The following is a 14,313-nucleotide window of genomic DNA, read 5'->3' as shown; positions in this document are numbered from 1 at the left end:
GGATGCGTCCACTCCTAACCCTTGTCGGGCTTGCTGTCGTGTGCTGGATCGCGGACATCGCCAAGCCGACGGTCCTGCGGTGGTGGGAGCGGCTGGTGCTCGGCCCGGTACGACGTCTGCGGGACCGACTGGTGGCAGAGCCCGTGAACGAGATAGTGCTCAGCGCGGGCCGCGTTCTGCCCTACGTCGTGGAAGACCGGGTGCCGGACATCCGGCCCGGCTTGGTCGGTACGGCGATACGCCGGTGCTTCGAGCAGGTCGTCAACGCCCTACCGATCTATGCCGTCGCCGTGATTATCCTGGTGAGGGTGGACGGCCAGAGCGTCATCGACGCCGTCCGGCACGCCGTGGAGGAGGCGAGTCATCCCACTGCGGCCCACGCTGTGCATGATCCGCTCAGCTCGCTGTTGCTCGGGATCGTCTCGGTGCCGGTCGTCATCGGCAAGAAGCTCCCCGTCCTGCTGTCGGAGCACGGCGCCGTCAAGCTCGTTCCGCTGCTGCTGGCCAGCGCTCTGGTCTTCGTTGTCCTGAGGAGGCTCATGCCCATGGGTGTGGCCGATTCCCTCCGTGGGGAGCCTGGTCACCCAGCCCTGGATCGCAGGCACAACTCGGTGAACTGGTCGGGAGTTGCCGTCCTCGTCGCCACCGCGACCCGGTGCGCGCGTGTTCATCTGCAATGGAGCGCGGAGCCGTCGCTGGACGCGCTTCCCCGGGTCTCGCTCAGGGCGGCGGAGCGGGAGATCCGAAAGGCATACCAAGCTCGCGGGTACCGGCTGAGGCGGCACCAGCGACGGGTGGCGAAGGCGCATGCGGCGAAGGTGATCGGTGCGTTGCGGGCGGATGAGGCGCGGGTGCTGTCGGAGCCTGCTGCGGCGTTTCAGGACCTCGCGGTCAAGCTGATGACGATTGCGAACAGGTATGCGGAGGGACGATGCGCCGCGCTCCTGGAGGAGGAGGATCTCGGGGCGGAGCCGGTCGTGGACCGGCCGTTCCTGCGCTGGCTGGGTGTTGCCGGTGGTGGCCTCGGCGTAGTTGTCGCAGTGACGTACTCGGGACTGCCGACCAGCTTGACCGGGCCTGTCGTCACTGTGGGAATCGCAACACTGTTCCTCGCGCTGTTCCGCGGCAGTCAGCTGACCGACGCGGCTCAGGCAGCGAGCATGTTCCGCGCCGGCGCGTGACAGGCGCGCCATGCAACCCCATACGGCCTCTGGCAGTTCGGTGGGCGAGATCGTGCAGGCCACGAAGACCAGATCGGAAAGACTGTCAACTTCCGTTCTGCGCCCACTTGGAAGGCTGTAGGCTCTTCCCATCGCCGCCGCCGAGAGCGGTCTGTTGCGCAGCTGGTAGACACCGCGGTATCCACCAGCAAGATCCGAGTACGCCGCCTGCACGTCACGGAGCGGGTACCCGGATTACGCCTGCAGGTCACCGAAGCGACGCCGGGTCAGCCCAGCGACGGACCGCGGTCCTTGCCCAGGCAGGCACGGGTGCGTTGCGCTCCATGGCGCTCTGCTCGCGTACGCCGATCACCGGCCGCGAGCCAGCCTCGCGCCGGCCCAGCCGATCGAGGCTCAGTGAGCATCACCAACTTCCCCGACGAGCCTGACGACATCGACGCCGTCGAGCTCATCGACATCCGCACCGGCGACCGCTCGTCACCGTTCGAGCACCGTGTCGAGCCGGTCAGCAAGACCACCAAGGCGATCAAGTACCTCGAGAAGCAGCGTCCCGACGTCCAGATCTCCGAGGCCGCCATCCAGCGGATCGCGTACGGCGCGGTCGAGCCCGGCCTCCTTGACGGCGCCCGCCTGGACCGCCACCGCGTCGAGACCGGATGGCTGGTCGCACTCAACTACCGCGCGTACACGCTGATGCTGTCCCCCGCGATCGAGAACGACAGGTTGCTTGACGAAGCGCACTACGCTGCCGACCCGGGCACCAGCGAGAGCCAGCGGGTCCTCTCCATGCCCACTGCTCACGGCACCGACGCCACTCTCGTCTACGCCGACCCGATGGAGGACCTCCTCACTGCCATCGACCGTGCGTCCAAGCGCGTCAGGGAGAGCAACCCCCAGGAAGTCGGCCGGCGCATCGTCGAGCGGCCGCTTACCGCCGTCCCCGTCTCCTTCCTCAACGCCGGGCACTATCCCGACGACGACCTGAGCATCGTCGACGGCAACAGCCGCTGGGCCTCCTGCACCGCCAACCTCAAGGTCCAGGCCAGCCAGATCAGCCCCGCCACCGCCAAGGACCTGGTCCCGCTGCTCCCGTCCCACCTCATGCGGCGCACCCTCAGCCAGCGGCGGGACCTCGTCCGGGAGATCGTCAAGAACGCCCACCGCGACTTCACCGAGGCATCCGGCACGAGCAAGACTGCCCGCGCCAAGCGGGACCGCGCCGCCGAGCTACTCAACGCGATGACCGTCCCGGTGCAGGTCATCGTCGGCTACATCGACGATAAGCCGAGTATGGGCATGCAGCGCTTCCCCGCCGCAGTCCGCTCGCTGCTGATGCGCATGAACGTTGGCGTGAAGCCCTTCGAGGAGTCCTCCAAAAGCGGCGTCACCGCCGAGGAGGTCGTCACCGCGCTGTTCGATGCCGGCGAGCTTGGCGACGATGCCCCGGCCGTGAAGGACGTCCTCCTCGGCCGGACCGACGTCACCGACGCCATGAAGACCCTCGGGCTTAACCCGGCCTTCCGTGACCTGAGGTTCGCTTTCGTCGTCCAGCAGCTCACCCGCAAGGAGCGGAGGCTGAACGCGATCATGGCCGCGAAGCTCGACAAGAGTCGCCTCGTGATCTCCCACCGCAGCGGCCCCGCCGCCGAACTCGGCTTGCGCTCCTACTCCAGCCTCCCCAAGGAGACCATGGCGTCCGTGCGCACTGCGGTGGAGAAGAACATCCTCTGGAAGGACTTGGCAGACCACGAGTGGACTGTCGAGAACATCGACTCGGACGAGGCCGTGGACGACCTCCTCGCGCGCGCCGACACCGGTGACATCCCCGCCCGGCTCCTCCTCGGCGTGATCGCCATGGTCAACCTCGTCACCAGCGGGAACCTGCTCGCCGCCGGTGGCACCGCCGAGCAGATCGTGGGCGGCATCAAGGTCATGCGCACCCCCGTCGGCACGGTCATCGAGGCCGTGCTCGGCAGGAAGGAGGGGCCGCAGGTGCTCGCTGACGCGATCAAGCGGATCAGGGCCGGCCTGCGCCCGCGCTGGTGGGCCCACGGCCAACTCGTAGAGCAGGAGGACTGGAAGGGCAGCGACTTCAACGCCCACCTCCGCCTCGTCGCCAGCCATGGGTTCGACCCCGAGTACTACCAGAACGAGCCCACCGCCACCGAGCTTGAGGACGAGGCTCTCACCGGTTTTCAGTCGTCACTGGCCACGACGGTCGCCAACCTCGACTACCTGATCTTCCTGCGCAAGGAGCACGGCACCACCGCCGATCTGCCCTGGGTCCTCGTCGAGCCGACCTTCAAGAACATCAACACCTTGGGCAAGAAGCTCGGAAAGATCTCCGAGGACGAGCCGAGCTGATGACCGACACCACCTGGCCGGGCGTCGTGGGCATCACCGACGACCGGTACGCCATGCTCGCTCGACTCGCGGGCCAGTGGCTCGCCGAGCTGCAGCCGGAACCGATCCCCATCGGGGAGGACTCCGGGTATGAGAACAAGGCCATCTACATCGTGGCCAACCGCCGCGGCAACGCCTGCTACTGCGGCAAAACCGCGCCCACCCGAGCCCTGAGCCGGGGCGCCGCCGCGACCCGGCTCAGCCAGCATGTCAACCGCAGCACCTCGAAGAGGGAGGAGTGGGCCGAGTACTGGGTGATCCCACTGCGGGACACTACCCCCGACCGCGTCGTCTCCGCCCTGGAGAGGACCGTGGCCGCCCGCCTTGGCATCCCGCTTGTGCACCGAAAGCGCATGCCGCTCCAGCGCACCTGACCCCCGGCTGGCCGAAACCACGGCCGGCACCGTAAACGCACGTGGGCCCCGCACCGGAAGGACGGCGCCGGGGCCCACGTGCTGCGAGGCATAGCTGGGCCTCAGGGACAGAACCGGGCGATCTCCATATGGTCCGCGCGAGTCACGCTGCCATGACGGGAAGCGCGCGCAGCCGCTCGCGGAACTCGGCGACGGCAGGCTCGCCATGGTGGGGCTTGAGGTAGCCGTCGAACTTGGTGAGGCGGCTGACTGCGCGTACGGAGTGGACCTGGGTTTCGAGGAGGTTGAGTCCGCGGTTGGCGGCGTCGAGGGCTCCGTCGAGGTCCTTGCCGGCGAGGCGGGCGGTGGCGAGGCGGCCGGCACGGACAGCCTGGTCGCGGGGAACTGCGTGGTCGATGGAGGAGGCCAGTGCGCTGGTGGCCCGGTCGACCTGGCCAGCGCGGAGCATGATCTTGCCCTCGGTGGAGCTGAGCTGGGCGTCTCCGTACCAGGAGAGCCAGCTGGGGAGCTGGTCGCCGCCGTTCCTGACCCACAGGTCGTGGGCGCGGTTGAGGGCGGATCCAGCCTTCTGGTGCTGGCCGTCGCGGGACAGGCTCTCGGCGTGGTGGAGTTCGAGGTAGCTGCGGACGCCAGGCTGCATCGTCGCGGGGGCGTTGGCCAGCGCGGTCTCGACCTGGGCGACGCGCTCGGCAGGGTTGCCGCTATCGGAGAGGTGGACGCCCATCTCGGCGAGCAGGAAGCCGCCGAGGGCGTCGTCGCCGATGGTCTTGGCGGCACGCAGAGCACCGAGGTAGTACTGCTGGCCCGCTGAGCGAAGCCCGCTGTCGTAGGCCATCCAGCCGGCGATGTAGTTGACCTGGGCGGCCAGCCCGAGCAGGCGGGCCTCGACGGCTTCGGAGTGGCGGCCGTGCTTGAGCAGGGTCGTGATGATGGCGAGGTCGCCTCGGGCCTGCTCGATGAGGCGGGCGCCTCCCATCTGTGCGTCCAGTGTCTGAAGGGTGCCGACGCGGGCTTCGAGGGTGTCGACCATGGAGTCCGTCACCTGGTCGCCACCCAGGGCGGCGGCGAAGGCGGGCGAGGCGGAAGCCCAGCTCGCAGCGACGGTGGCCATGGCGGCCCCGGTGATGGTGAGAAAGCCCCGCCGATCCATATGACCACTCCTGACCAGTTCCACCAGTACGTCCACGGTACCGGCCTTCGTCCATGGCGCCGTGATGCCGGTCACTTCCCAGACCGGGAGCCACCTGGGCCACGGATTGGCAACCAGAGTACGGGGATTGACGCCGAGAAGGTCGGCCAGCACGAACTGCGCATCCGGCTCGGGCTCCTGGCCCTGCTCCCACTTCCACACCAGCGTCCGGTTGGTCGCCAGGTGGATCTTCAGTGCGGTGCCGTGGTCACGCATCATGCGCGCGAACTGGATCTTTCCCCAGCCGCGTAACCGCATCAGGTGGGTGAGCGGATGGACTGCCAGAACGTCTGAGCTCATCTCAACCCCCGGCGATTCATGACCTGTTGGTGAGCGTACTGCTACCCGCTGTGGCACGGATCGCATCGAGCAGAAACCCCCCAGAAACGTTCCGAGTTGCGCTGCGGCACGGCGACGCTGTACCGCACCGCCCGGCCCCGGAGGCCGGCGAGGGGAGGAGCCATGGAGGCAGTCGAGCGGCCGCATCAGGGCAGGCATCGCGGCGCACGCCGTGACCCGGTGGGGACCGTGCTCACCGTGCTGTGGGGCCTGGGCCACGTCGTCACGCTCGCGCTGCTCGGGGTCACCGCCGGCCACCAGCTCAGCACCGATCACCCGGTCGCGGCACCGCCCGCACGGTCCCTTCCCGATCGCGACCCGGACGTCTGAAGCGCTGGCCCACGCTGCCTCGACGGCCCTTCGTGAACCCCGCTACCCCCGACGACCTGGAGGACACGCACCGTGCCACGCCTGCAAGCACCACCGATTCTCCCGCGCGATCCGGCGGCCTCGGCCGAACACGGCGTCTTCGCCCGCCGCACCGCGGTCGTCACCGGTGCCGCCGGTTTCATCGGCTCGCACCTGTGCGAGCGACTGCTGGACCTCGGGGCCGAGGTGGTCGGCGTCGACAACCTGCTGACCGGCCGCCTCGACAACCTCTCGCACCTGCGCTCGGCCGACGGCTTCCGAATCCAGACCGACGATGTGACTAGCCCCTTCCAGGTGGCCGGTCCGGTGGACTTCGTCTTCCACCTGGCCTCGCCCGCCTCACCGCTGGACTACGCCCGCCACCCGCTGGCCACCTTGAAGGTCGGCGCGATGGGCACGCTCAACGCCCTGGAACTCGCCGAAGCCAAGCACGCCCGGTTCCTGCTCGCCTCGACCTCCGAGGTCTATGGCGACCCGCTCGTGCACCCGCAGTCCGAGCAGTACTGGGGCAACGTCAACCCGACCGGCCCCCGCAGCGTCTACGACGAGGCCAAGCGGTACGCCGAGGCCCTGACCTCCTGCTTCCAGCGCTCCGGCGGCACCCGCACCCGGATCGTGCGGATCTTCAACACCTACGGCCCTCGGATGCGCGCCGACGACGGCCGCGCGGTGCCCGCCTTCATCCAGCAGGCACTGGCGGGACGGCCGATCACGGTTGCCGGTGATGGCAGCCAGACCCGCTCGCTGTGCTTCGTGGCCGACACCGTCGAGGGCCTGCTCGCCGCAGTCACCGCGGACCACCCCGGCCCGGTGAACCTCGGTAACCCGCACGAGATCACCATGCTCCAACTCGCCGAGGAGATCCGGACCATGACCGGCTCCGTCTCCGCCGTCACCTTCATTCCGCTGCCCGCCGACGACCCCAAGCGCCGCTGCCCCGACATCACCGCCGCCCGCGCCCACCTCGGTTGGGAGCCCACCACCCCCCTGCGCGACGGCCTGCGCCAGACCCTCGACTGGGCCCAGCAGCACTTCCCCCGCCAGGCCACCGCCGCCACCGGAAGGAGCGCCTCGTGAACACCTCCCCGCGCCCGCTGCCCGCGATCGTCTGCGGAGTCGACGACGGATACGCCCGCCCGCTGCGAACGCTGATGCACTCGATCGCTGCCGCCCACCCGGGCACCGTCGGTGAGCTTCGCCTGATCGTCCTCGACCAGCAGATCAGCGAGGCCAACCGGAAGGCGATCCTGCGCGACGCCGACCGCATCGGCCTCGCCACCGAGCTGCGGCCGGCACCGATGACCGACCCGCGCTACCCCGTCTCCGACTGGGTCAGCGGAGCGGTGTACGTGCGCCTGGCCATCCCGGAGGTCATCCCCGACGAGCACAGGGTGCTGTACCTGGACGCCGACACCCTGGTGCTCGGCGACCTCCGCCCGCTGCTTCGGCAGTCCCTCGACGGGCGTCCGGTCGGGGCAGTGCGCGACCCGCAGAACCCGGTCATCGGTCGCGGCATCCAGCTGCCCGGCTGGAAGAAGCTCGGCGTCCCGTACGGCCGGGAGTACTTCAACAGCGGCGTCATGCTCATCGACCTCGAGCGCTGCCAGCGACTCGGCGTCTTCGACCGCTCCCGGCAGTTCCTGTCCGAGCACCCGGACAAGGTCCGCTTCTGGGACCAGGACGCCCTGAACTGGGCCGTCGACGACAACTGGCAGCGGCTGGACCAGCGGTGGAACACCTTCGCCATGTCGCCGCAGGCCGCCCAGGCCGGCTTCATCCACTACGCCGAGGCCGACAGCCCGCTCGCCCAGCTGCTGGAGGACGAGAAGACCGCCGCCCTCGTGCACTTCGCCGGTCCCGACAAGCCCTGGCAGGACACCTATCCGGCCGGCGAACTCCGTGACACCTACCGCCTGTTCCACGACTACGTCGCCAACGGCAGTGCCGAGTGAACACGCGAGGGCGCAAGCCGCTGCGACGGAGCGCCACCTGGTGGATCGCCGCCGCTGTGGCCGCGCGCAACGTCAACGGACTGCGGCACATCCGCCGGACGCTGGCCTGGGCCGACCAGCCCGTGCGGGCCGGGAACCGAAGGGCGATGGAGCCGATGGTGCTGCACGTCGTCGTCCCGGTGCTGCGGGAGCAACAGCAGATCACCACCGCTCTGGCCTGGTTCGTCCCGCTCCTGCGCGACTTCCCCGGCTCGACGCTGACCCTGGTGACCACAGCCCGCGAGGAGGCCGAGCGCCAGCACCTGGCCGCCCGGCTGACTGGGGCGACGGCGGCCAACCTCACGGTGGAGCACTTCCCGCAGCTGACCGGCGACGAGCTGGCCGTCCTCGGCAAGGCCCTGACCGGCACCGGTGAGGGCTCACTGACCGATGCCGTGGCTGCCGAGGTGCTGTCCGGCTTTCCCACCACGGCGGACGTCGTCACGGCGGAACTCGCACGGCTGCCGCAGTCCGACCCGCTGGTCCGGCACGTCCACTACCGGGGCGACGGGCGCAAGGCCGCGCAGGTCAATGCAGCCGTCGAACAACTCGCCATCGCCGACGCGGACCAGGAGTACATCGCGATCTACGACGTGGACTCCCGCCCGAGCCGCGAGCTGCTGGAGCGGACCGCCGAGTTCCTGGCCCGCCGCCGGGCCGCCGACGGTGAACTCCCGTGCGTCGTCCAGCAGTCCGCCCGCTTCGCCACCCAGGGTGCGGCCGGCGCCTGGTGGGAGCGGAGCCTGTGCCGAGGCGCCGCCCGCGCCCAGACCCTGTGGACCCTCCGCCGAGAGATCCCCAACCTCCGCCAGCACGCCGACGCCGCCCGCCGCCCGCACACCGGCCCCCGGCTGCCAGGGCTGGCCCAGACCGTCGGCCACGGCCTCCTCGTTCGGACGGACGTCTTTCGGCAGGTCGGCGGCCTGCCCACCTTCACAATCCTCGACGACGTCGCCTTCGGCTACCGGCTCACCCTGGACGGCATCCCGCTGGACAGCCTGCCCTTCACCACCACCGTGCCGGCGGCCGAGCACCTGAGCGAGCTGCTGTCCCAGAGTGAGCGCTGGTTCCAGAGCTACCTCGACTACCCGCAGTGCGCCGCCCGCTGGCACACCGAAGGCCACGGACGCCGCCGCGACCACGCCGCGGCCCTGGCCACCGGCGCCTACCGGGGCATGGCGTGGCTGCTGGTCTCGCCCGCCACCGCGCTCTGCCTGACCCTCGCGCTCGGCCCGCGCACACGTCTGCCCGTCCGGGCGGCGGCCGCGACCGCACTCTGGGCTGCCACAGTCGCACCGGTCCGCGTACTCGCCACAGCCGAAGGCCGCCACCTGACGGGGCGGGAGACCGCCGTGCGGAGCGCGGAGACGCTGGCCGGGCTCCTGCTCAAGAGCATCGGCCCCCTGACGGCCCTCGGCCGCTGGGCGGTCACCGGCACCCGCCACACCACGCTCGCCCCCAAGAGCAACCGCCGCACCACCCCATCCACCACCACGGACAGGGAGTTCGCGTGATCCTCGGCATCGAAGGCGTCAGCTGCGTCGGCAAGACCACGCTGGCCGCCCAGCTCGCCCCCCACCTGAACCGGCCCGCCGTCATCCCCTGCTACTACCACGCCAGCCCCGACCCCACCCTGCTGCCGGCCCCCGAGCCGTTCACGGCCGAGCACCAACTGGCCAACATCGCCCAGTTCCTGGACGTCGAGGACCTGCGGCTCGCCCGGGCCAGGCAAGCCATCGCCGAGGGCCGGGACGTGATCCTCGACCGCACCGTAGACACCCTGCTCGCCCACGCCCACGCCGTCGGCCGGATGAACGGCTTCGACTGCAACGACCAGGCCCGGCACCTGGTCACCAGCCGTCCGGTGGCAATGCCCGACCTGACGATCGTGCTCACCGCCGACCCGGACGTGCTCGCCCGTCGGGCGCGCCTGCGCAAGGGCATGCCGACGATCTTCTACGACCGGCACTTCAGCGAGCACTTCAACGCCTACCTCGCCCACCCGCTCGCCCCGGCCGTCGCCCTGCTCGACGCCACCAGCGGCTCGCTCGACGACCTCACCGCACAAGCTCTCGACCACGTCCACCGCCACCAGGCTGCCCAGGACCGCCCCAGCCCGGCCAGCGGGCCGCACCCACTCAAGGAGGCGTCGTGAAGGCCGCGATCATCGGCTGCGGTGCCATCGCCAGCCGCTGGGTCCGCTCCCTGCTCGCCGACGGGCGCATCGAGATCACTGCCCTCGTCGACCCCGACCAACAGGCCGCCCAGGCCCTGGCCACCCGGTACGGGCTGAGCCCGGCCTTCGCCACGACGCTCCCCGAGGCGCTCGCCCGAGCCGAGGCCGACGTCGTCGCCAACCTCACCCCACCTGAACTCCACCACCCGGTCAGCCGGTCGGCGCTCGCCCAGGGCCTGCACATCCTGACCGAGAAGCCGCTGGCCCTGAACCTGCCCGACGCCCTCGACCTCGTCCACCTCGCCAAGGAGCGCGGCCTGCTGATGGCCGTCATGCACAACCGAGGCGCCGACCCGGACTTCCTCGCGTTCGCCAACACGGTCCGCTCCGGCGGTCGGCCACCGTTCGCCATTACCGCCGACACCCTGGTCACCCTGCCCGGCCCGGGCTTCCGCGCCGGCCAGCACCTGCCCGTCACCACCGACCTCGCCGTCCACGCCTTCGACCAGGTCCGCGCGCTGATCAGCGCGCCACCCACAGAGGTCACCTGCACCGAGACGGCGACCGGCTTCCTCGCGGCCCACAGCTCGATCGCCACGGTCACCGTCCACTTCGCCGACGGCTCCCTGTTCACCTACCGAGGCGGGTACATCGTCGACCCGATCCTGCGGACCGACGCGAACGGCGACTGGCGGGTGGAGAGCCGGGGCTTCGCAGCCCGCTGGGCCCCGGACCCCCACCGGGCACGGACCGCGCCCGAGGCCAGGCCGCCGGCCTACCAGCGGTGCATCACCGCCATGATCGACGCCCTCCACCAGGACGGCCCGCTGCCGGTGACCGCCGCCGACAACCTCGCCTCCATCGCCCTGCTGGACGCCGCCCTGGCCTCCGCCACCCACCGCCGCCCCGTCCCCGTGCCGGAGGTGCCCGATGCCCGCCGCTGACACGGTGATCAGCCGCCCGCACCCGCTGCTGGTCGACGCGCTCACCGCGGCGGGCTTCGACGCCGCCGGAGCACGCTTCACCCCGCTCAAGGCCGGAACGGACAGCCTCCCCTTCGCGGTCACCACCCACGGCGGTGACGACCTGGTCGTCAAGGTCCGTCGCGCGGGTAGCCGCTCGCGCTACCCGACCGCCGCCTGGGCCTCGGCCCGCATGCGCGAGGCCGGCGTTCCGGCCGCCGAGGTCCTGTGGCACAGCCGGGAGGCGTGTGTGGAGTCCCGGTGCCCCGGCCGCCCCATCGAAGCCGAACCGCCCACACCGCAGGACCTGGACGCGGCGACTCACGCGGGCGAGGTGCTCCGGCAGCTGCACAGCATCGAGGTCGGCAGCTTCGGCCAACTCGACGGCCACGGCATCGGCCAGCATGCCACCATCCAGGGCTGGTTCCTCAGCCTCGCGCCCCGCAGCCTCCCGAGCGTCGATGGCCTCGACCTGCCGGGGCTGCTGCACCGGACCCGCTTCATCCTGGACGTCGGAGCTGGCCGCCTGGCCCAGGGCCCACCCCGGCTCCTGCACGGCGACTGGGTCGGCCGGCACCTGTTCACCGACGGCCGACGCATCACCGGCGTGGTCGACCTGGAGAGCGTGCGCGGCGGCGACCCGTTGGCCGAACTCGCCGGGTGGTCGCTGCGCGAACCGGCCCCGATGACCGAGGCCCTGCTCGACGGCTACTTCGACGGCCCAGTCCCGGCAGACCGCCTGCTGCCACTGGTCCTGTTCCGCCTGCGGATCGCCTATTCGCTGCTGCAGTTCCACGCCTCCTGCGACGAGCCGGACATGGTCCGGCTGCGGGCCGCCCAGCTCCAGGCCGACCTCGACGACCTCGACCACGGCCACCTCTCCGCCATTCCGAGAGTCACACCGGACGCCGGTTCGAACGCGCGTCGTCGCCCGTAACCCGCTGCCTCTCGCTCGCCCCGCCCGGAAGGACATCTCGTGAATGACCCCGCCGTCACCCTCCCCTTCCCCCGCGAACCCAAGTACGGGCAAGCCGAGAAGGACGCCGTCCTCAATCTCCTTGACGACGGCCACCTGTCCGAGATCAATCTCGGCCCGGCCACCAACGGCCTCGAAGCCGCCTTCGCTCGTCTCACCGGCACCCGCCACGCGCTGTCGTTCAACTCGGGCACCGCCTCCCTGCACGCCGCCCTCCACGCGGTTGGCGCCAGCCCCGAGGCGGGTGTCGCCGTCTCCCCGATGACCTGGGTCTCCGCCATCACCGCCGTCTTCCAGGCCGGCAGCTACCCGGTGTTCTGCGACATCGAGCCGGACGGCCCGAACATTGCCGCCACCGCCGTCGCTGAGGCTGCCAGCACGTGCTCGGCGGTTCTGGCCACCCACACCTGGGGCGTCCCCTCCCGCATGGACCAGCTCGCCGCCGCGACCGAGCTGCCGATCGTCGAGGACTGCTCGCACGCCCACGGCGCCCTCTATCAGGGCCGCGCGGTCGGCTCCTGGGGTGCGGCCGGATGCTTCAGCCTCCAGGAGTCCAAGGCCGTCTCCGGCGGCGAAGGCGGCGTCCTGACCACCATGGACCGCCAGGTCTACGAGCGGGCTCTCACCCTCGGGCACCACCCTGCCCGCCTGGCTGCGGAGCTCACCCTGCCCGACCTGCTGCCATTCGCCACCACCGGCGCCGCCTACAAGTACCGGATGCCCGCCCTCTCGGCCGTCATCGCCCGCCAGCAACTGCGGTCGCTGCCCGACCGGATGCTGGCCGCCGAACAGAACCTCGCCACCCTGCGCAAGGTGCTGGAGGAGTACGACGCGCCCGTCACCTGGCCCGCGATCGGCGAGCTGTCCGTGCGCGGCTGGTACGGCACTCCGCTGACGATCAGCGTCCGCGTGCCGGACCCGGCCGTACTGAGCAAGCGGTTCAAGGCGGCCGGCGTCCCCGTCCGCTCCCTGTACGAGGACTGGACCCAGGCCCCGCTCCTCCAGCGCCCCGAGCTGGCCGCCCGCTTCTGGCCGCACCTGGCCCGCAGCCCCTACCGGCCGCCGACCAGGGACGAGCTGCCGAACTTCCACAAGGCGATGCGCCAGATGATCGTCCTCAAGGTGCCGCAGATCCTGGCCCCGGACTACATGGAGCAGGTCGCCGAGGCCCTCGCCGCCGTGCTGGCCCGGACGGTGGTCACGGCATAGCGGCGAACGCCTCCTGCACCGCCTCGCGCCGGTCGGTCCACCAGGCCAGGAAGCGCTCGGCGGGCAGGAACAGGTGGTCGCAGGAGTGGTCGTCGCGGTCGTAGTGGAAGTCCAGCTGCCAGTAGTCCGACATGCGCTTCCACCACAGCCGCTGCACCGCGTCCGCCAGCGCGGGCACCGGGATCGGCACTACCGACCGGTAGCCGGCCACGAACGCGGAGGTCCGCTCCAGGTCGAGGAAGCCGTCCTCGCCGCCGAACTGCACGGTGGCGGTGCGGGCGACCTCCTCGCCGAACGGGCGCACGCGGATGCGGTCCCAGTCGATCACCCCGGCGATCTTGCCGTCCCGCCACAGCACGTTGCGGTGCTGCACGTCACCGTGCGTCCAGCCCACCGGGCCGGCCGCCACCTCGGTGGTGGGGTGAAAGTGGGCGTACTTGTCGAGCAGTACCTTGCGCTCGCCCAGCGCCTGGGCGGCCTCGGTGTCGAAGGCCGTAGGGCAGTTCAGGGCAGCGATCAGCGCGAGGAAGCGGTCCGCTTCGACGCGCGCCCAGTACGGGGTGATCACCGGGGCTGCCGGGGGCTCCGACGGCGGCGGCAGGAGCCGGGTGGTCCGCTCGTCATTCAGGCTCCGGTGGATCTGACCGAGCAGGACGCCGAGGTCTCCGGCCTGGTCCAGCGTGAGCTCCGTCCCCGGCTGGTGGCTGCCTTCCAACCAGGGGATCAAGCAGTAACCGCGGTCCGCGACCTCTGCCACAGTCTCTCCGGAAGAGGTGGCCATCGGCCGTCCGACCGGGACTCCGGCGTCGGCCAGCTCGGACAGGACCGCGAGGTTGCGGCGGGCGAGCGGCAGCGGCACATCCATGATCCGCTTCAGTGCGAACGCGCCGTCGGCCGTCTCGAGCCGCCAGTTGCCGTTCATCAGGCCGTTGGGCAGGAAGCGGCACGCCTGGACCTCACCGAGCCCGAAGGACCCGCCGAGAACCGCCAGGTCCTCCTCGATGATGCTGTTGCGCGAGCCACACGAGGGGTCGTCCATCGCTTCCGTCACCCAATGCAGGCTAGCGGAGCACGGCACCCAGCGAGACCGGTTCTGCCTACCGCTCGCCCGGTCGAGTGCAGACCGTCGCGGGCTCTCGACTCA

The 14,313-nt window shown here is 70.7% G+C and carries 13 protein-coding genes; 11 read left to right on the top strand and 2 right to left on the bottom strand.

The window, feature by feature from the left end:
* Positions 1–2: 2 nt before the first annotated feature.
* From ACZ5GH_RS12630 to ACZ5GH_RS12620, 3 genes are all read left to right on the top strand, one after another.
* A complete protein-coding gene (locus ACZ5GH_RS12630; RefSeq protein WP_464334293.1) occupies positions 3–1,181 on the top strand; it encodes a hypothetical protein in 1,179 nt (392 codons plus the stop codon).
* 396 nt (positions 1,182–1,577) lie between these two features.
* Positions 1,578–3,545 (top strand): hypothetical protein, encoded by a 1,968-nt coding sequence (locus ACZ5GH_RS12625; protein WP_464334292.1) that lies wholly within the window; start codon positions 1,578–1,580, stop codon positions 3,543–3,545.
* On the top strand, positions 3,545–3,958 hold the full coding sequence (locus tag ACZ5GH_RS12620; protein ID WP_464334291.1) for a hypothetical protein: 414 nt from the start codon (positions 3,545–3,547) through the stop codon (positions 3,956–3,958). Before ACZ5GH_RS12625 ends, ACZ5GH_RS12620 begins: the two co-directional genes overlap by 1 nt.
* A 142-nt stretch (positions 3,959–4,100) precedes the next feature.
* Here ACZ5GH_RS12620 and ACZ5GH_RS12615 read toward each other — a convergent pair whose 3' ends face one another.
* On the bottom strand, positions 4,101–5,447 hold the full coding sequence (locus tag ACZ5GH_RS12615; RefSeq protein WP_464334290.1) for a transcriptional regulator: 1,347 nt from the start codon (positions 5,445–5,447) through the stop codon (positions 4,101–4,103).
* A 162-nt stretch (positions 5,448–5,609) separates the two neighbouring features.
* On the opposite strand from ACZ5GH_RS12615, the gene ACZ5GH_RS12610 reads away from it, so the two are divergent.
* The 8 genes from ACZ5GH_RS12610 (at position 5,610) to ACZ5GH_RS12575 (ending at position 13,169) form a co-directional block, all read left to right on the top strand.
* Complete coding sequence (locus tag ACZ5GH_RS12610) at positions 5,610–5,816, top strand: hypothetical protein (protein ID WP_464334289.1); 207 nt, start codon at positions 5,610–5,612, stop codon at positions 5,814–5,816.
* 72 nt (positions 5,817–5,888) lie between these two features.
* Positions 5,889–6,932 carry a UDP-glucuronic acid decarboxylase family protein gene (locus ACZ5GH_RS12605; protein ID WP_464334288.1) on the top strand — a complete coding sequence of 348 codons (1,044 nt, stop codon included), beginning with the start codon at positions 5,889–5,891 and terminating at the stop codon, positions 6,930–6,932.
* A complete protein-coding gene (locus ACZ5GH_RS12600) occupies positions 6,929–7,807 on the top strand; it encodes a glycosyltransferase family 8 protein (RefSeq protein ID WP_464334287.1) in 879 nt (292 codons plus the stop codon). Before ACZ5GH_RS12605 ends, ACZ5GH_RS12600 begins: the two co-directional genes overlap by 4 nt.
* Entirely contained in the window at positions 7,804–9,360 is a 1,557-nt protein-coding gene (locus ACZ5GH_RS12595; RefSeq protein WP_464334286.1) for a glycosyltransferase family 2 protein, read from the top strand. Before ACZ5GH_RS12600 ends, ACZ5GH_RS12595 begins: the two co-directional genes overlap by 4 nt.
* Positions 9,357–10,001: a dTMP kinase gene (locus ACZ5GH_RS12590; RefSeq protein WP_464334285.1), complete on the top strand. Its 645-nt coding sequence runs from the start codon at positions 9,357–9,359 to the stop codon at positions 9,999–10,001. Before ACZ5GH_RS12595 ends, ACZ5GH_RS12590 begins: the two co-directional genes overlap by 4 nt.
* Positions 9,998–10,966, top strand: a complete 969-nt coding sequence (locus tag ACZ5GH_RS12585) for a Gfo/Idh/MocA family protein (RefSeq protein ID WP_464334284.1) — start codon at positions 9,998–10,000, stop codon at positions 10,964–10,966. The genes ACZ5GH_RS12590 and ACZ5GH_RS12585 overlap by 4 nt, the downstream gene beginning before the upstream one ends.
* Positions 10,953–11,921 carry a phosphotransferase family protein gene (locus ACZ5GH_RS12580; RefSeq protein WP_464334283.1) on the top strand — a complete coding sequence of 323 codons (969 nt, stop codon included), beginning with the start codon at positions 10,953–10,955 and terminating at the stop codon, positions 11,919–11,921. Before ACZ5GH_RS12585 ends, ACZ5GH_RS12580 begins: the two co-directional genes overlap by 14 nt.
* A 39-nt stretch (positions 11,922–11,960) precedes the next feature.
* On the top strand, positions 11,961–13,169 hold the full coding sequence (locus ACZ5GH_RS12575) for a DegT/DnrJ/EryC1/StrS family aminotransferase (protein ID WP_464334282.1): 1,209 nt from the start codon (positions 11,961–11,963) through the stop codon (positions 13,167–13,169).
* Here ACZ5GH_RS12575 and ACZ5GH_RS12570 read toward each other — a convergent pair.
* Entirely contained in the window at positions 13,159–14,220 is a 1,062-nt protein-coding gene (locus ACZ5GH_RS12570; protein WP_464334281.1) for a homoserine kinase, read from the bottom strand. The genes ACZ5GH_RS12575 and ACZ5GH_RS12570 overlap by 11 nt on opposite strands.
* Positions 14,221–14,313 lie beyond the last annotated feature (93 nt).

It is taken from the genome of Kitasatospora sp. Xyl93, assembly GCF_055383135.1.
The sequence above is the reverse complement of the archived record's forward strand: the minus strand, read 5'-3'. Positions and strand labels throughout refer to the sequence as shown.

Coding starts and splice junctions, on each gene's coding strand:
- ACZ5GH_RS12615 (WP_464334290.1), bottom strand. CDS start 5,447: ATGAGCTCAGACGTTCTGGCAGTCCATCCGCTCACCCACCTGATGCGG.
- ACZ5GH_RS12610 (WP_464334289.1), top strand. CDS start 5,610: ATGGAGGCAGTCGAGCGGCCGCATCAGGGCAGGCATCGCGGCGCACGC.
- ACZ5GH_RS12580 (WP_464334283.1), top strand. CDS start 10,953: ATGCCCGCCGCTGACACGGTGATCAGCCGCCCGCACCCGCTGCTGGTC.
- ACZ5GH_RS12630 (WP_464334293.1), top strand. CDS start 3: ATGCGTCCACTCCTAACCCTTGTCGGGCTTGCTGTCGTGTGCTGGATC.
- ACZ5GH_RS12620 (WP_464334291.1), top strand. CDS start 3,545: ATGACCGACACCACCTGGCCGGGCGTCGTGGGCATCACCGACGACCGG.